This is a genomic window from Pseudarthrobacter sp. O4, assembly GCF_050157025.1.
Lineage (GTDB): Bacteria > Actinomycetota > Actinomycetes > Actinomycetales > Micrococcaceae > Arthrobacter.
In genome coordinates this window covers 2,837,666-2,854,180 of sequence record NZ_CP189591.1, presented here as the reverse complement: position 1 = coordinate 2,854,180, position 16,515 = coordinate 2,837,666, and the positions used below count along the sequence as shown (strand labels likewise).

14 protein-coding genes and 2 pseudogenes are annotated in these 16,515 nt (G+C 68.9%); 6 read left to right on the top strand and 10 right to left on the bottom strand.

The features are described from left to right. Positions 1 to 79: 79 nt before the first annotated feature. Both ACQCSU_RS13290 and ACQCSU_RS13285 read left to right on the top strand, forming a co-directional pair. Entirely contained in the window at positions 80 to 1,087 is a 1,008-nt protein-coding gene (locus ACQCSU_RS13290) for an ATP-binding cassette domain-containing protein (protein WP_426975777.1), read from the top strand. Further along, positions 1,080 to 2,672: an ABC transporter permease gene (locus tag ACQCSU_RS13285; RefSeq protein ID WP_426975776.1), complete on the top strand. Its 1,593-nt coding sequence runs from the start codon at positions 1,080 to 1,082 to the stop codon at positions 2,670 to 2,672. Before ACQCSU_RS13290 ends, ACQCSU_RS13285 begins: the two co-directional genes overlap by 8 nt. A gap of 16 nt (positions 2,673 to 2,688) precedes the next feature. Here ACQCSU_RS13285 and ACQCSU_RS13280 read toward each other — a convergent pair whose 3' ends face one another. Continuing rightward, on the bottom strand, positions 2,689 to 3,588 hold the full coding sequence (locus ACQCSU_RS13280; RefSeq protein ID WP_426975775.1) for a glycerophosphodiester phosphodiesterase: 900 nt from the start codon (positions 3,586 to 3,588) through the stop codon (positions 2,689 to 2,691). A 51-nt stretch (positions 3,589 to 3,639) separates the two neighbouring features. Here ACQCSU_RS13280 and ACQCSU_RS13275 point away from each other — a divergent pair, with 51 nt between their 5' ends. Next, positions 3,640 to 4,947: a DUF445 domain-containing protein gene (locus ACQCSU_RS13275; protein WP_426975774.1), complete on the top strand. Its 1,308-nt coding sequence runs from the start codon at positions 3,640 to 3,642 to the stop codon at positions 4,945 to 4,947. A 202-nt stretch (positions 4,948 to 5,149) separates the two neighbouring features. Here the strand turns inward: ACQCSU_RS13275 and ACQCSU_RS13270 are convergent, their stop codons facing one another. The 4 genes and pseudogenes from ACQCSU_RS13270 to ACQCSU_RS13255 all read right to left on the bottom strand — a co-directional run bounded on the left by ACQCSU_RS13270 (position 5,150) and on the right by ACQCSU_RS13255 (position 8,421). Further along, on the bottom strand, positions 5,150 to 6,553 hold the full coding sequence (locus tag ACQCSU_RS13270; RefSeq protein WP_426975773.1) for an MBL fold metallo-hydrolase: 1,404 nt from the start codon (positions 6,551 to 6,553) through the stop codon (positions 5,150 to 5,152). Positions 6,554 to 6,741: 188 nt separating this feature from the next. Next, positions 6,742 to 6,990: pseudogene (locus ACQCSU_RS13265) on the bottom strand (rhodanese-like domain-containing protein); the annotation flags it as partial. Further along, on the bottom strand, positions 6,944 to 7,789 hold the full coding sequence (locus ACQCSU_RS13260) for a sulfite exporter TauE/SafE family protein (RefSeq protein ID WP_426975772.1): 846 nt from the start codon (positions 7,787 to 7,789) through the stop codon (positions 6,944 to 6,946). The pseudogene ACQCSU_RS13265 and the gene ACQCSU_RS13260, both read right to left, overlap by 47 nt. After that, positions 7,786 to 8,421: a rhodanese-like domain-containing protein gene (locus tag ACQCSU_RS13255; protein WP_426975771.1), complete on the bottom strand. Its 636-nt coding sequence runs from the start codon at positions 8,419 to 8,421 to the stop codon at positions 7,786 to 7,788. Before ACQCSU_RS13255 ends, ACQCSU_RS13260 begins: the two co-directional genes overlap by 4 nt. Before the next feature lie 131 nt (positions 8,422 to 8,552). Here ACQCSU_RS13255 and ACQCSU_RS13250 point away from each other — a divergent pair, with 131 nt between their 5' ends. Further along, a complete protein-coding gene (locus tag ACQCSU_RS13250; RefSeq protein ID WP_426975770.1) occupies positions 8,553 to 8,810 on the top strand; it encodes a metal-sensitive transcriptional regulator in 258 nt (85 codons plus the stop codon). 12 nt (positions 8,811 to 8,822) lie between these two features. Next, positions 8,823 to 9,008 (top strand): annotated as a pseudogene (locus ACQCSU_RS13245) (DUF302 domain-containing protein); the annotation flags it as partial. A gap of 626 nt (positions 9,009 to 9,634) precedes the next feature. Here ACQCSU_RS13245 and ACQCSU_RS13240 read toward each other — a convergent pair. After that, entirely contained in the window at positions 9,635 to 10,384 is a 750-nt protein-coding gene (locus ACQCSU_RS13240) for a LamB/YcsF family protein (RefSeq protein ID WP_426975769.1), read from the bottom strand. Beyond that, positions 10,375 to 11,286: a hypothetical protein gene (locus ACQCSU_RS13235; RefSeq protein ID WP_426979790.1), complete on the bottom strand. Its 912-nt coding sequence runs from the start codon at positions 11,284 to 11,286 to the stop codon at positions 10,375 to 10,377. Before ACQCSU_RS13235 ends, ACQCSU_RS13240 begins: the two co-directional genes overlap by 10 nt. A 273-nt stretch (positions 11,287 to 11,559) precedes the next feature. Here ACQCSU_RS13235 and ACQCSU_RS13230 point away from each other — a divergent pair, with 273 nt between their 5' ends. Then, positions 11,560 to 12,921 (top strand): MFS transporter, encoded by a 1,362-nt coding sequence (locus tag ACQCSU_RS13230; protein WP_426975768.1) that lies wholly within the window; start codon positions 11,560 to 11,562, stop codon positions 12,919 to 12,921. Between the two features lie 54 nt (positions 12,922 to 12,975). Here ACQCSU_RS13230 and ACQCSU_RS13225 read toward each other — a convergent pair whose 3' ends face one another. From ACQCSU_RS13225 to ACQCSU_RS13215, 3 genes are all read right to left on the bottom strand, one after another. Beyond that, positions 12,976 to 15,306: a glycoside hydrolase family 65 protein gene (locus ACQCSU_RS13225; RefSeq protein ID WP_426975767.1), complete on the bottom strand. Its 2,331-nt coding sequence runs from the start codon at positions 15,304 to 15,306 to the stop codon at positions 12,976 to 12,978. A 96-nt stretch (positions 15,307 to 15,402) separates the two neighbouring features. Then, positions 15,403 to 16,152, bottom strand: a complete 750-nt coding sequence (locus ACQCSU_RS13220; RefSeq protein WP_426975766.1) for an HAD family hydrolase — start codon at positions 16,150 to 16,152, stop codon at positions 15,403 to 15,405. A gap of 141 nt (positions 16,153 to 16,293) precedes the next feature. After that, positions 16,294 to 16,506, bottom strand: coding sequence for a hypothetical protein (locus ACQCSU_RS13215; RefSeq protein WP_426979789.1), 213 nt, complete (start codon positions 16,504 to 16,506; stop codon positions 16,294 to 16,296). Positions 16,507 to 16,515 lie beyond the last annotated feature (9 nt).

The window sequence follows — 16,515 nt, the reverse complement described above, 5'->3', positions numbered from 1 at the left end:
CCCGCTGAAACCGCGAGTGCTCCGCGGACGGGTCTTAGGGCCGGGGTCCCGCGCCCCGATGCGGCGTACCTTGTTGACTATGAGCAGTGTCGTGGAGATGACCGGCGTCGTAAAGCGTTTCGGAACTGTGACTGCCCTCGACGGCCTGGATTTCGAGGTCGTCGCGGGCGAGGTGCACGGATTCCTCGGCCCCAACGGAGCCGGGAAGTCGACCACCCTGCGGCTGCTTCTGGGGCTGCTGCATGCCAATGCAGGCTCCATCCGGGTGCTGGGTATGGACCCCTGGCGCGAGGTGGCGTCGCTGCACCGCCGGCTCGCCTACGTCCCCGGTGACGTCGCCCTCTGGCCGAACCTGACCGGCGGCGAGGTGATCGATTTGCTCGGCCGGCTGCAGGGCGGCCAGGACCGGGTCCGGCGGGACCGGCTGCTGGAGCTCTTCGAGTTGGATCCGGGCAAGAAATCGCGCACCTACTCCAAGGGCAACCGGCAAAAGGTGGCCCTCGTCGCCGCGCTCGCCACCGACGCCGAACTCTTCCTCCTCGATGAGCCCACCAGCGGACTGGATCCGCTGATGGAGGACGCCTTCCGCGGCTTCGTCCGCGAACTGCGCGCCCGGGGGCGCACCGTGCTGCTGAGCAGCCACATCCTGAGTGAAGCTGAGGCGCTCTCGGACCGGGTCAGCATCATCCGCGCCGGCCGCGTGGTGGAGACCGGCCCGCTGCAGCAGCTGCGGCACCTGACCCGGACGTCCGTCACCGCCGACGTCGCAACCGTGCCTCAAGGCCTCGACCTCCTGCCGGGAGTCCACGACGTCGTGGTCACCAGCCACCGGATCAACGCCCAGGTGGAGCCCTCCGGGCTGAACCAGCTCATGCAGGCGTTGACCGCGGCGGGCCTGCAGTCACTCACGAGCCAGCCGCCGACGCTGGAGGACGTGTTCCTGCGGCACTACGGTGCCGCCGCCGGGGCGGGAGTTTCCGGTTCAGGAACCGCAGGCCCGGGAACCGTAGGTTCAGGGACCGCTGGCCCGGGAACCGTAGGTTCAGGAACCGCTGGCTCGGGAACGGGCCGGTCCGGCGATGCGTGAGACGCTGGCCGGGACCGGTGAGCTCATCCGGCTTGCACTGCGGCGGGACCGCTGGCTGCTGCCGGTCTGGATCCTCGGTTTTGCCCTGATCGCCTATTCGACGGCGGCGGCCGGCGCCGAGCTTTATCCGGAAGTCGCCAGCCGCGTCGAGGCCGCTACTGCCCTGAACGCCACGGCCTCGATGGTGGCGATGTTCGGACGGATCTATGATCCGTCCTCGCTCGGGGCGCTCTCGCTGATCAAATACACCGCCTTCATGACGGCCATCCTGGCTGTCCTCATGGTGATTCTGACGGTCCGGCATACCCGCGCCGACGAGGAGAGCGGGCGCCTGGAGCTGCTCGGCGGCGGCAGGCTCGGCCGCGATGCCCCGCTCGTGTCCGCCCTGGCGATCAGCTTCGGTGCCAGCCTGGCCCTCGGGCTGCTCTCCGCCGCCGCGCTGATTGCCGGCGGCCTCCCGGCAACCGGGTCAATGGTGTTCGGGCTGGGCTGGGCCGCCACCGGGATGGCCTTCAGCGCCGTCGCCGGGGTGACGGCCCAGCTGACCGCGAGCGCCCGGGCCGCCACCGGCCTTGGCATCGGCGTCGTCTCCGTCACCTACGCCCTTCGCGCCGTCGGCGACCTCGCCGAACCGGGACCTTCGGTATTGGCCTGGCTCTCCCCCATCGGTTGGAACCAGCAGGTCCGGGCCTTCGCCGGGGATCACTGGTGGGTGCTGGCCCTCCCGCTGGCCCTGACCGTAGTGCTGGTGCCGGCAGCCCGCGCCCTCCGGGCCCGGCGCGACCTTGGCTCCGGCCTCCGCGAGGCGGGCCCGGGGCCGGTCCGTGGCTCCTTGTCCGGTGTCTGGGACCTGGCGGTCCGCTTGCAGCTGCGGATCTGGGTTGCCTGGGCCGTGGCGTTCGTGCTCTTCGGCGTGGTGATCGGCTCGCTGGTCGGGAACGTGGCGGAGCTTCTGAGTTCCCCCACTGCCCAGGACCTGATCACGCAGCTGGGCGGGCGGCAGGCCCTTAACGATGCTTTCCTCGCCGCCGAGATCAGCATCATGGGGCTCCTCGCAGCCGTCTATGGCGTGTCCGCAGCGAACCACCTGCGCAGCGAGGAGGCCGCAGGCCATACCGAAGCTCTCCTCGGCACCGCCACCACCCGCGTCCGCTGGGCGAGCAGCCACTATGCGGCTGCCCTGGCGGGAGTCAGCGCCCTGATGCTGCTCGCCGGGCTGTCCATCGGCGCCGGAGCCGCCTCCGTCCTCCTGGACGTCGACCAGCTGGGCCGGTCCACGGCGGCTGCCCTGGCCCAGATCCCGGCGGCCTGGGTCATGACGAGCGCCGCCCTGACCGTGTTCGGTTGGGCGCCGAGATTCGCCGGCGCTGTCTGGGGGCTGCTGTTCGCCTTCGTCGCACTAGGCGAGTTCGGCGTGCTCTGGAACGCACCCCAATGGCTGATGGATCTTTCCCCGTTCCGGCATTCCCCGCTGCTCCCCGTGGGGTCCGGCTCGATGGGTGAGCTGGCCGGCCTCACGGCAGCCGCTGCGGTGCTTGCCGCCCTCGGCTACCTCGGCTGGCGGCGCCGGGACCTCGCCGCCTGAGCCCGGGCGCCGGCACTCAGCGAAGCCGCTGGCTGCCCGCCGAGAGCTGGGCGAGGACCTGCGCCGGCCTGTTCGTGGTGATCTCCTGGATGCCCAGACCCTGGCAGAGGGCGACGTCGTTGTCCGAGTCCACGGTCCAGACCCGGAACCGTCGTCCGGAGTCGAGCCAGCGCCGGACGGTCCGCGAGTGCTTGCGGACGTAGTCGATGCCGGGTCCGGCCATGCCGACCTCGCAGTCGTCCAGAATCCGCCCTCCCTCGGTCTGGGCCGCCTTCATGACATTTGCCAGCGCACCGCCGGTGAGCGCCCCGAGGCCGAGTTCTTCGCGGATTTCCTCCACGTCGATGTCGTCGATGAGCTGGCAGACGGCCTCAGCCGGTACGGACTTGAGCAGGTGCTTCACCGCATCCGGGCTGAAGCTCATGAAGGACACCTTGATGTTGCCCAGCATCGACGTATCGGGATTCCACCCCTCGGCCCTCAGGACCTCGAGGACGCGGTCTTCGAGCTTGAGCTGGTAGGGGCTCGGGTGCTTGAGCTCGATCGCGAGGCCGATCTCCCGGTCCACCTCCCGGAGGATGTCCAGCAGCTCGGGAAGGGTCAGGAACTGGGTCGATACACCACCGTATTCGGCGGGAATCCTGGCGCCCCGCCAGGAGGAGAAATCCAGCCGGCGGAGCTCTTGGAGGGTCCGGTCCGCGACGGGCCCGGTGCCATCCGAGGTGCGGTCCAGGTTGGCGTCGTGCAGCAGCACGGCGTGCTGGTCCCGGGTCAGGTGGACGTCGCACTCGACACCGTCCGCGCCCTCGGCGATGGCCTGCAGGTAGGCGGCGCGGGTGTGCTCGGCGAAGGCTTCGCTGGAGCCCCGGTGCGCGTAGACCAGCGGACGGGCGGCGCGGCACTCGTCAGTCGTCATGGTGCCACGTTAGCGGACCGGGCCTGCCTCAAGCACGGCTAGGCTGGGCACATGCAGGTGAACACTGATCGATCCGCCCGGCCCGGGTCCGGCGCCGCCGTCGAACACCGGCTCAACGCGGCCGACGCCGAGAAGGCCGTGGCGCTGCGGAAGATGAAGCTGCTGGCGGTGTCGCTGCTGATCGTCATGGCCGTCATCTTCGTGGCGGCCTTCGCCCTGCAGAAGCAGTATCCGTGGCTCGAATACGTCCGGGCGGCAGCCGAGGGCGGCATGGTGGGCGCCCTCGCCGACTGGTTCGCCGTCACGGCCCTGTTCAAGTACCCGATGGGTCTCAAGATCCCGCACACCGCCATCATTCCGCGCCGCAAGGACCAGATCGGCGCCTCGCTGGGCGAATTCGTGGAGACCAATTTCCTCTCCGAGAAGGTGGTCCAGGAGAAGCTGGCCTCCGTGGACATCGCCCGCAAGGCGGGCGCCTGGCTGTCCGGGCCCGGCGGCGCCGAGCGCGTCGCCAAGGAAGGTGCCGCCGTCATCCGCGGCGCGTTCACGGTGTTGAACGACGACGACGTCCAGGCCGTGATCGAGGGCATGGTCCGCAAACATCTGCTCACTCCGCCGTGGGGACCTCCGGTGGGCCGGCTCGCGCAACGGATCCTCGACGACGGGCACCACCACGCGCTCGTGGACCTGCTCGTTGACCGCACGGTGGACTGGGTGCGGGACAACCACGAGACCGTCAGCAGGCTCGTCACCGACCGTTCTCCGACGTGGGTGCCCACGTTCGTGGACGGGCTCGTGGGAGACAAGGTCTACGTGGAGATCCTGAAGTTCACCCGCGCGGTGCAGTCCGATCCGCAGCACCAGGTCCGGAAGTCCATCGACAAATACCTCCAGGAACTCGCGCAGGACCTGCAGCATGACCCGGTCATGATCGCCCGTGCCGAGGGCATCAAGGCCCAAGTGCTCGGCGACCCGGAGGTCCGGGAACTCGCCTCCCGCACCTGGGGCACGGTCAAGGCGGCGCTGCTCACCGCCGTCGACGATCCGCACAGCGAGCTGACCGTCAGGTTCAAGGCGGCCGTGCACGATTTCGGCACCCGGCTGGTGGTCGATCCCGAGCTGGCCGGCAAGGTGAACAAGTGGATTGGCGACGCCGCGGGCTACCTCGTGAAGACCTACCGCTCTGACATCGCCGGCGTGATCACCGATACCGTGGGCCGCTGGGACGCCGAGGAAACCTCGCAGAAGATCGAGCTCCAGGTCGGCAGGGATCTGCAGTTCATCCGGATCAACGGCACCGTGGTGGGCGCCCTCGCCGGGCTGGCCATCTTCACCGTGGCCCACCTGGTGTTCGGCTGATATGTAGGTCCGGTTGTCAAGAGGCATGGATGAGCCGCTCCTGGCTTTTTGTGTTCCGGGGGCCGGTGCCGCTTCCCGGCACCTGAAGCGTCGGAGGCGTCGGCAGCCGTCATCGGCGGCGGTCCGGTGTCCTGAACCACCGCCGAAGCTGGTGGATATCTGTTTGAAGCTGGTGGATATCTGTTTGTGGTGCTGCCGTCGGTTAGCGGGCCGGGGCCGGGGCGTCCTGCCGCGCGGCCCAGACGGCGTAGCTGCCGTCGAGTTCGACGACGTCGTAGCCTTCGCGGCGCAAGGTACTGGCCACGACGGAGTTCCGGACCCCACTCTGGCAGTAGGACACGATGGTGCCGGCGCCGGGCAGCTGGTCCAAGTTCCACAGCACGCGGCCGCCGTTCAGATGGCGGGAGCCGGGGATGTGTCCGGCGGTGTGCTCGGTCCTGGCGCGGACGTCCAGCAGGAGGGCCATATCGAAGCCCTCGAGTTCTTCGGGCTGGATTAGCTGCGGTGTGCTGGCAGGCAGGCCCTGGAGGCTGGTCACGTAGCCGTTCACTTTGTCGATGCCGACCCGTACCAGGTGATCCCAGATTTCATGTGCCTGCTCCTGGTCTGCTGCCAGCAGCACGAGCGGGCGGCTGTCGCGCTCCGGATCGATGGCCCAGGCGCCGAAACTGGCGGTGCTCTTGCCTGCCGGGATGTTCAGGGCTCCGGCCACGGTCCCCTTGTGCACGTCGTTGTTGGGGCGGGTGTCAACGAAGGTCACGGCGTCGGCGGCAAGCCGGGCAGTGACGGTCGCGGGGTCGAGCTCTGCCAGCGGGGCGCGTTCGCCCATGATGGCCGGGCCCCGCCGGTTCTGGCGCTTCATTCGCCCGAAGTAGGCATGGGCCTCGGGCTGGCCGTTGAGGAGCTCGTCGATGAATCCCTGCTCGTCGTTAGCGGTCAGGTAGGGGCCCCACCAGGCGTAGAGCCGTTCGTAGCCGACGGTGGAGGAGGGGATAGCGCCGAGGGCCTTGCCGCAGGCGCTGCCGGCTCCGTGTCCGGGGTGGACCTGGACGTAGTCGGGCAGGGTCAGGAACTTGTTCCGGAGGCTGGCGAAGAGCTGCTTGGCGCCTTCGAAGCGGGTGTCGACGCCGCCGGCCGCTTCGTCCAGCAGGTCCGGGCGGCCCAGGTCTCCGGAGAAGACGAAGTCTCCGGAGAGCAGGTAGCCGGGCTTGTCGCTGAACGCGCCGTCGGTGACGAGGAAGGACAGGTGTTCGGGCGTGTGGCCGGGGGTGTGCAGGGCCTGGATGCTGATGTTGCCGATGGTGATCCTGTCGCCGTCGTGCAGGCGTTCGCCGTCGAATTTGTACTGCCAGTCCGGTCCACCCTCTCCCGAGACGTAGACCGTGGCCCCGGTCGCGGCCGCCAGTTCCCGCGTGCCGGAGAGGTAGTCCGCGTGGATGTGGGTCTCGGTGACGGCCACGATCTTCATGCCGTTGGCCGCGGCGAGGGCGCGGTAGACCGCTACGTCCCGGCGGGCGTCGACGACGACCGCCTCGCCTTTGCTTTGGCAGCCGATGAGGAAGCTGGCCTGGGCGAGATCTTCGTCGTAAATGCGCTCGATGAGCATGGTGCTCTCCTTCGTGAGGGCGGTGGAAGGCGGGGTGGAACCTTTCCTCCGTCTGCTGACTACAATTCAAATGCCCCGGGGGTAGGCCGCAAAGAGTGCGGTTCCCGGGCCGCTGAGGGTTTGAGGGCGGGCCGGGGTATGCCGGGTCCAGTGCCTCTTCTTTTTTAGCGGGGGTAGGCCTGCTGTTGGGTGGCCTGGGCGCTGCCGGACTGGCACATGGCGATCACGGGCCGGGTTTTTTGGATGCCTGTGGTGCTGGTCTGCAGCCGGTCCAGGGGCACATGCTTGGCCTGGGGCGCACGCCCGGTCCGCCATTCCTGGGCGGAGCGGACGTCGATCAGCGCCGCGCCGGAGGCCAGCAGCTCCTTGGCTTCGGCCACGGAAATGGTCCTAAGCGGTTTGGTGAATGCGTTCTTGAGGGAGCTGATGAGTCCCATGGGTGATCTCCTTGGCGGCGCTGTACCGGTTGGTGCTTGTCAGGGTGAGGACGGTGCTTGCGGTCACCCCGGCGGCGGCGACGAAGATGAGCACGGCGAACGATATGCGGATGTGGCTGTCCTTGAGGAGGCGGGCAAAGCGGGCCGCTACCAGGGAGCCGACGACGGCGGGGACGGCGAAGGCCAGCACGGTGGGCCAGTCGATCGTGAAGCCTGCGGCGTGGGCGCTGAAGCCGGAGGCGGAGTTGAGCACGATGATCGCCAGTGATGACCCGACGGCCTGTCTCATCCGTAGTCCCAGAAAGAGGGTCAGTGCCGGGGTGAGGAGGAATCCGCCGCCGACACCCAGGAGCCCGGTGAGGAACCCGACCAGCAGGCCCACGGCGATGGCCTTGGGGGCGCAGGAGCGGAAGGCGCGGTTCGGGCCTGTGCTGCAGGAGCCCTCGGTTTCGGCGGTGTGGGAGAGCATTCGGATTCCGGCGATCACCATGATGGCCGCGAAGGCGAGCATCAGGATGTTCGGATCCAGCAGCCGGCCCACCGCCGCGCCCGCCCAGGCGGACGGGATGCCGGCGGCGCCGACCAGCAGGATGACCGGCCAGTTCAGGCCCTGGCGGATCCGGGGGACCAGGGCCGCCAGCGAGGAGAAGCCCACGACCAGCAGCGAGGTGGGGATGGCCTCGGCGGGACTCAGGCCCACGCCATAGACCAGGGCGGGGACGGCAATGATCGATCCGCCGCCCCCGACCACGCCCAGCACGATTCCGACGACAAGCCCCAGAACCAGGGCCGGAATCATGCCGTCTGTGCCGGTCCGGTGCGCCCGCCTGCTCCGGGCAGGGACAGGATAGCGCTTTCGCGGGTGGGTTCCGTGGCGGCCCTGTTCCACGGCATCGCGGACAACGCCTTGCCCATGGCGCAGGTGTTGGTTGCGGCCGAGAAAGTCAGGCCGGCGCCGATCGCGCCCGCCAGCATCCTCACCTTCGGGGAGACGAACCGGCCGCCGGCCAGGCCCAGAACCACGAGCGAGCCCGCGGCGAGGCGGACCTGGCGCTCCATGTCCCAGCGCCCCTTGCCCCGGACGACGTCGCCGCCGGCGGCGGCGAATCCCGGAACCCCGCCGGTGAGGACGTAGGCGGTGTCGATGCCCGCGGCGCCCAGACGCTGGCGGGCCTGTTCGGCGCGGACTCCGGACTGGCAGACCAGCACGACGCGGCTGCCCAGCCGGGAAGCCAGTTCGCCGGTGTGCTCGGCGAGCAGCGGAAGGGGCACGTTGTAGGAGCCGCGGATATGCAGGGACTCGAACTCGGCGCCGGACCGCACGTCAATCACGAGCAGGTCCTCGTGGTCCCGGGACCAGCCGTGAAGCGTTTCCGGGTCCAGTGCGGTCACTGCCGGGAATGCCGAAGCTTGCGTGGAAGAGGAGGTCATGGATGTCCTTTCGAGACAACTACTGGCTACAGCCGGATACCCCACCGAGTATTACAGATACCCCCGGGGGTAGTCAACACACCCCCGGGGGTATAGAATTTTGGACAGACACCCCGTGATTTGGAGATCCCATGCAACTTGATTCATCAGAACTGACCCCCGTCGTGAACAGGCTCAAGCGTGCCCAGGGCCAGCTCGCCGCAGTCACCCGGATGCTGGAGGAAGGCCGCGACTGCAAGGACATCGTTACCCAGCTCGCCGCCGTTTCGAAGGCGCTGGACCGGGCAGGGTTCGCGATCATCGCCACCGGCCTGGAGCAGTGCCTCAGAAGCGAAGACCCCAGCATGGACAAGAAGGACCTCGAAAAGCTCTTCCTGTCCCTCGCCTGAGACACAGCCCGCGCGCTTCTGCCCTGCAACGCCGTCGTGCGCCGCGGCAAGCCCATCCAGGCCATCGACCCGCGGACCATGGTCCAGCTCAGCGACAGTCCGTCCATCCGGGACGTCGCCAACGACGCCGACGACGCCGACGCCAGACTCCGCGCAGCCTTGGCCGCCCTGAGCGGCGCCGGAACTTCCGAGAATTGAAACACACCCCCGGCCGCCGCCGGGGGCAGGGACAGATCAGACGAAACCTAACGAAAGAGGGGACACCATGGGCATCGGCAACGATTCCGAACACGTCCGCTCCGCCCATCGCCTGCTCGCCACGGCCGAAGACCTGCTCACCCCGGCATGGCAGCGAATCGCCGGAGGCACCCCAACCGGGATACCCTCAGTTCTATCGCTGCAGCCGGGTTCACCATCCGGGACAGCCGGCGCTTCGGCTTCGCGGTCCATCCCCTGGCCCCTGCGGTCGCCCACATCCTGGGTTACGCCACCAGCCCCGAGCACACCATACCGGGCTGACAGCACAGGATCCCGGGGCTCCGCACTCACTTTCAGTCCGAACCCCAAAGGGCCTTCTGCCGCCCGACGCGCCGCCGCGCCCGCGGATCCGGCCGCCACCTCGACACCAGGGCTAACGCGAGAACCAGCGCTGCGATGTCCCCGGCGTAATACGGCAATGGCCATGCCAAGTAACGCCAGCCGCGCCGGCACCGACTGACAGTACGGGGCCGGATCCGAGCCCGCGATGACCAGGCGAGGAGAGACCCGTCAGCAAGGCAGGTGCCGGCCGGCGACTGCCGACCCGGCGGGAATCCTGCAGCAGCTCAGGCGAAACTCTCCAGTTCGACGCCGGCGGACTCCAGCGCGGCACGGATCGCGGTGGCCGTGCCCGCGGAACCGGGCGCGTCCCCGGGTACGCGCAGCGAGTGCGGTTCGATCCGGAGCACGGTGCCGTCGACCGCCTCGACTTCGCCCTTGGTGGCAAGCCGCACGGCCCGCTCGGCGATCTGTCCCTCGTCGTGCAGCCGGGCTCCTTCCTGCGAGCGCGGCATGAGGGTGCCGTCCGGGAGGTAGGCGCGGTCGGCGAAGGCTTCGGAGAAGACGGGGTGGCCGGCTTCCGTTGCGATCGCTAGCAGGGCGGAGCCGGGGAAGCCGAGAACCGGCAGCCCCGGGTCGTAGGCCTGGATGGCAGCGATCACCGCGGACGCCTGCTCGGCGTCGAGCACCGTCCGGTCGTAGAGGGCGCCATGCATTTTGACGTAGTCAACCGAAGCCCCGACGGCGTGGGCCACCCCGTCCAGCGCGCCGAGCTGGTACAGCACCGTCCCGAAGAGATCGTCGAAGGACATGTCCAGGGACCGGAGGCCGAAGCCGACGAGGTCCGGGTAGCCGATGTGGGCACCCACCCGGACGTCGAGCTCGTAGGCCGCCCGGCAGGTGTCCAGCATCGTCACGGGGTCACCGGCGTGCAGGCCACAGGCCACGCTGGCGCTTGTGACGAGCGGGAACACGGCGGCGTCGTCGCCCATGGTCCAGGTCCCGAAGGACTCCCCCAGGTCAGCGTTCAGATCCAAAAGTTGCCGCCTTCGTTAGCAGAGTCTTTCCGGCTGCCGTCGCCAGTGGGGGCGCCCGGGCCGGAGTCCGGTGCGGTGTCCGGTGCGGTGTCGTCGAGAGGGTCCGGGCCGGTAGTGCGGAGCGCGTCCGGCCCGGTGGTTTTTGCGATGGCCCGCAGTTCGCCCGGGATGGTGTCCGGCATGGATCCGAACGCTTCCTTGGCGTTGGCGACGACGGCGCGTCCCATCAGGCGGTTGCCGACGCCGCCCACCACGGCCCCGACGCCGAACGGCAGCGCCCGGCCCAGCAGGGCCGTACCCTGGCGTTTCAGCAGGCTCCGGAGGAACATCGTCTGGATCCGCTCGCGCACCGGGCCGAGGCCGGCCAGCGGGACGCGGCGTGCAAAGAGGGAGCCCCAGGCCTGGGTGGGGCCCTTGCCCTGCCCGGCGGCCTGGCCGCTCAGCGAGCTGAGCAGTGCGGTGCCCTCTTCGCCGAGCATGATGGCCATGACCAAAGCGCTGGCCTTCTCCGGGTCCACCATCCGCACGCCGTGCAGTTCGGCGAGCGAGGTGGCGAAGAGTGCGGTGGCCTCAAGGAAACCCACGGTTGCGGCGGCCGAAAGGCCCAGGGCGGCGATTGTTCCGACGCCCGGGACCACGGCGGATCCGCCCACGAGCGCCCCTCCGCCGGTGACGGCGACGAGATAGTCGCGTTCCAGCTTCGCGGCGAGCTGGGCCGCCGTGGCGTGCGGGTGCCTCTTCTGCAGGCGCCGGAGGTTTGCCAGCACGAGGGGGCGCTGGATCTCGACGGCGCGCAGGAGCACGTTGTGGACCCCTGGCTTGGGCTTGCCCTCGGCGTCGAACATCGCGTTGTGGGCGGTCTTCTGGGCCATCTTCATTGCCGGGTTGCTGCGCTTGGCCATCATCGCCTCTCGTCGGAACCGGAACAGTCGGTGCGTATCTTAACACTAGGCCACAGCCCGCCGTCGGCCGCCGTCGAGGTGACATTTCGCGCCGATGTCCCGTCCGATCTTGGGCGTGAAATCTCACCTCGGTCGCCCGCCCATGAAACTTTCCGGAAATGATGAACTATGCCGGTGTCCAGCCGGCCCGCCACGCCCTGGGCCTTCCCGGTATCGTCCGTCGCGGCCGAAGTCCGCCGCTCCCGGGCGCGGGCACGCGTTTAGACTAAATCCATGCGCTCACTGAGAGCCCTCCGGCCTTTCGCGCACCGGGAATACCGGGTGCTGATCACGGCACTGGCCATCTCCATCTTCGGCTCCGGGATGTGGGCCGTTGCGATGGTCTACGAGGTGATCCACCTCGGCGGCGGCCCGCTGGAACTTTCCCTGGTGGCCGCGGCGGGCAGCGTGGGCCTCGTGGCGTTTGTCCTGGCCGGCGGCGTCGCGGCGGACCGGCTGCCACAGCGGCTCCTGATCATCGCCGTGGAGGGCGCCAACCTGGCCGTGATTGCGACGGTCAGCGGGCTGGCCATGGCGGGCTGGCTCCAGCTCTGGCACCTGGCGCTCGGGGCCTTTGTGCTCGGCGTCGGCGCCGCCTTCTTCTTCCCCGCCTACTCCGCCATTTTGCCGCGGATCCTGCCCGCCGAGGACCTGCTGGCGGCCAACGGCATGGAGGGGACGATGCGACCGATCCTGCAGCAGGCCGCGGGACCGGCAGTGGGAGGCATCCTGGTGGCAGCCCTGTCACCCTCGCATGCCGTCACCGGTGTTGCCGTCTGCCATCTCCTGGCATTTTCAATCCTGAACTTCCTCCGCAGCCAGCCACGGCCAGAGGCGCCGGGCACAGGGAGCAGCAAGGCCGCAGACGCTGTCCAGACCCGGGCCAAGACCGCCCTGCTCCGCGATCTCCGCGAGGGCGTCAGCTATACCGTCCGGACGCCCTGGCTGCTGTGGACCCTGCTCTGGGCCTGCATTTCCGTGCTGTTCCTGATCGGCCCCATCGAGGTCCTGGTCCCGTTTGTGGTCCGGGACCAGCTCGGCGGCGACTCGCGCATGTTCGGTTTCCTGCTCGCCGTCATGGGCGTCGGAGGCGCCGTAGCGTCGCTGGCCACCGCCTCGTTTCCGCTCCCGCGCCGCTACCTCAGCGTGATGATGGTGTCCTGGGGCGCCGGCAGCCTGCCGATCGCCGCCGTCGGCATCATGGACAGCTTCTGGGCCCTGGCGGCCGCCCTGTTCATCTTCGGTGCCACCGGCGGCGTCGGCATGGTGATCTGGGGGACTCTGTTGCAGCGCCGGGTGCCGCCGCATCTGCTGGGCCGCGTCTCGAGCCTGGACTTCTTCGTCTCGCTGGCCCTCATGCCGGTCTCCATGGCCCTCGCCGGACCGGCCGCGGAGGTGCTGCCGGTGTGGCTCATCTTCCTCGTGGCCGGGACCGTGTGCCCCGTCATGGCCGTCGTCGCCATGGTGGTGGCCAGGATGCCCGCCGACGAACTGGCCCATCCCCTGGACCGGGGCGACGACGTCGCGGATGCCACGGCCCCTGCCGAAGCCTCCGGTCCAGGGCAGTCCGGTCCGAAACAACGCGGGGTCACTTAACGCCCATGTCCCCGGGGCGGGCGTTAAGTGACCCCGCGCTGCTTTGACGGCGACTCAGACCGCCGCGCGCACCACCGGGATCGACGCCGTCGGGAGACCGCTGGGGAAGATGGTCGGTTCGGGGGCCGCGACGGGCGCCAGCGGTACCCGGACGGGGTCTCCGCCCACGGTCAGCAACTCCCCGCGCACGTCGACGTCGAGCGGTGCGCCCTCCCGGACGGTCAGGCTGAGGGAGCCCTGCTCCAGGCCGATGCGCAGCAGCCGGCCCTGGATCAACAGGCAGAAGGACAGTCCGTCCCATTCGGCGGGCAGGCGCGGATCGAAGTACGGCACCGTGCCCTGGTCGCGCAGGCCGGCGAAGCCGCTGACCAGCGAGCTCCACACGCCGCCGGTGGAGGCGATGTGGACGCCGTCGATCGTGTTGCCGTGGGTGTCGTCCAGGTCGATGAAGAGCGCATGGGTGAAGTGGTCCAGCGCGGCCTTGCCGTAACCGACCTCGGCCGCCATGATGCCCTGGACGCAGGCGGACAGGGTGGAGTCGCCGGTGGTGATCGGGTCATAGAAGTCGAAGGCGCGGCGCTTTTCCTCGGCCGTGAAGTCCTGCCACTGCAGGAACATGGCCAGCACGGTGTCGGCCTGCTTGAGCACCTGGTGCCGGTAGATCACCAGTGGGTGGAAGTTCAGCAGCAGCGGGTACTTGGACCGCGGCGTGCTCCAGTCCCACGGCTCCAGGGTCATGAAGTCGTTGTCCTGCGAGTGGACCTGCAGGTCCTCGTCGTAGGGCAGCTGCATGCGGTTGGCGGCCTGCTCCCAGAGCTGGCGTTCGGCGTCGCCGATCTCCGGGTGGTCCAGCGCCGCGGCGGCACGCAGGTTGAAGCGCGCCATGACGTTTGTGTACAGGTTGTCATTGACGACCGCGGTGTACTCGTCGGGGCCGGTGACGCCGTGGATGTGGAACAGTCCGTCCTTGCCGAAGAAGCCGAGCGAGACCCACATCCTGGCGGTCTCGATCAGCAGCTCGGAGCCCAGGGTGTCCTGGAAGCCGGTGTCCCCGCTGGCCCAGATGTAGCGGTTGGTCGCGAAGGCGATCGCGGCGGCGATGTGGAACTGGGCCGTGCCGGCGGCGTAGTAGGCGCTGGCCTCGAGCCCGTTGATGGTGCGCCACGGGAAGAGGGCGCCGCCGACGCTGAGCTCCTCGGCGCGGATCTTGGCCTCGGGCAGCATCTTGTGCCGGAACTCGAGCACCTGGCGGGCGTTCCCGGGGCTGGTGTAGGTCAGGTACGGCATCAGGTACACCTCCTGGTCCCAGAAGTAGTGCCCGTCGTAGCCGGAGCCGCTGACGCCCTTGGCCGGGATGCCGGCGACGTCGGCGCAGGCCGTTGCCTGCGCCAGCTGGAAGAGGTTCCAGCGGACGGCCTGCTGGAGTTCGGTCTGGCCGGCGAGTTCGATGTCGCTCGTGGTCCAGTAATCGCGGTAGTACGCCGTGCTCTCGGCGAAGATCTCGCCGAGGGGCTTGAGGCCGGCTTCGGCTTCGTCGGCCAGGTCCGTCGAGGCCTGCCCGACGGCGTAGCTGACGCTCTTTTCCAGCACGAACGGCTCGTCCGCGCCGACGGCCAGGACGTAGCGGACGCTGCTGTCGTCCTGGTCCACGAGGGTGTCGAAGGGCTGGACCCCGGCGGACGTCCAGTGGTCCACGGCCATGCCGAGTCGCTGCTCGGATTCCGCAGCTTCCCACGCGAGGCGCAGTGAGCCGTCGCCGCCTTCGAGGCGCACCGGCAGCAGCACGCGGCCGGCGTGGCGACCGGCACGGCGCGGGTCATGCGCCGAGTGGTCGTCCACCGGCTGGTCCTGGCGGTTGATCACGGAGGATGTGACGTCGGCGGAGATGTCCCTGTCGGCTGCCACCTCGAGGGAGATGCCAAGTGTGCCGCGGGACTCGTAGCCGACGGCGCGGCGTTCCGTGGTGGTCACGGTGGCGCCCGAGCGGCACTGCCAGGTGATCCGGCATTCGTAGATGCCGGTGGCGAAGTCAACGCTGCGCCGGTAGTCCAGCACCGTGGACTCGTCGAGGCTGAGCGTCTCGCCGTCGATGATCACCGTGAAGTTATTGGCGTCCGGAATGTAGAGGATCCGCTGGCCGGTGCGGGCGAAGCCGTAGGCGTTTTCAGCGTGCTTGATGTCCCAGGTCTCGTGGAAGCCGTTGATGAAGCTGCCCGGCAGATCGGCGTCGGCGGCAGCCCAGTGGGCGCCGCGGATACCCAGGTGGCCGTTGCCGAGGCTGAACAAGGTCTCCAGCGTCCCGGCGCTGCCGGGGAGGTGGACGGTCTCCACGAGCTGCCAGGGGTCGTTGGGGAACCGTGCGCGGTCCGAGGTGATGAGTGCCATGGTGGGGGATCCTTTTGGCGGTGAAAGTATTGCGGTGAAAGTGCTGCGGGTAAGAGTCGTGCCGCTTGCAGTGGTGGGTGCGGCTGGCGTGGACGGCTAGAGCAGTTCGGCGAGGTCGTTGACCACCAGGCTGGCGCCGGCGTCCAGCAGGGTCTGCCGGCCCGCGCCCCGGTCCACGCCGATCACCGAGTGGAAGCTCCCCGCGCTTCCGGCCTGGACTCCGGACACGGCGTCCTCGACGACGACGCATTCCTCGCTGGGCAGGCCCAGCAGCCGGGCGGCGTACTCATAGGTGTCCGGGTTGGGCTTGCCGGGCAGCCCTTCCCTCACAGCGACGACGCCGTCCACCACCACCGGGAAGTGGCCGGAGAGCCCGGCGGCCTGGAGTACGGCCGGGGCGTTGCGGGACGAGGACACGACGGCGAGCTTGAGTCCGCGGGCCTGTGCGGCTTCGATGAACCGCACGGAGCCCTCGTACGGCTGGACGCCACCTGCGGCCACGATGTCGTTGAAGACCTTGTTCTTGCGGTTGCCCAGGCCGTGCACCGTGTCATGCGCCGGGTCGTCATCCAGCGGGCCTTCCGGCAGGACGATGTTGCGGGAGGCCAGGAAGTCGCGGACACCGTCGAAGCGGGGCTTGCCGTCGATGTGGTCGAAGTAGTCGCTCTCGCGGTAACGCGGCGCCTCGGGGACGGTCTTCAGGAAGCCATCGAAGAGTTCCTGCCACGCGTGTTCGTGCACCACCGCCGTCGGCGTCAGCACGCCGTCGAGGTCAAAGAGGATGGCGGAAGCACCGGAGATCGCGTCGGCACGGCCGGCAGCGGGGCCGTTGGGAAGCTCAGTCATGGATCGATGTCCTTTCAGACCTTGACGGGAAGTCAGTGGTGCCCGCACGTGAAGGCACGCCGTGGACGGGGACTCTGTGAGGGGTCGTGGCCACCGGGCGGCCTCCGCAGGCGTCAGCGCCGGCGGCGGGTGCTCTTGCGCTCACCAGTTTGGTCGCCAGCACGTGGCTGGACGGGGATTTGGAAGCCCCGAGCGTTGAAGTCTTTCAATCAGCAGACTGGCCGCAAACGCGCCCTGATCGGCTACTGGCTGGGCGATCGTGGCCGGTCCCAGGAACCGGCTCATCTGATGATCTTCTCTTCCTATGATGGACACGTTTTTCGGTGCTGACAAACCGAGATCCCGCAAAGCCATCAGCCAGCC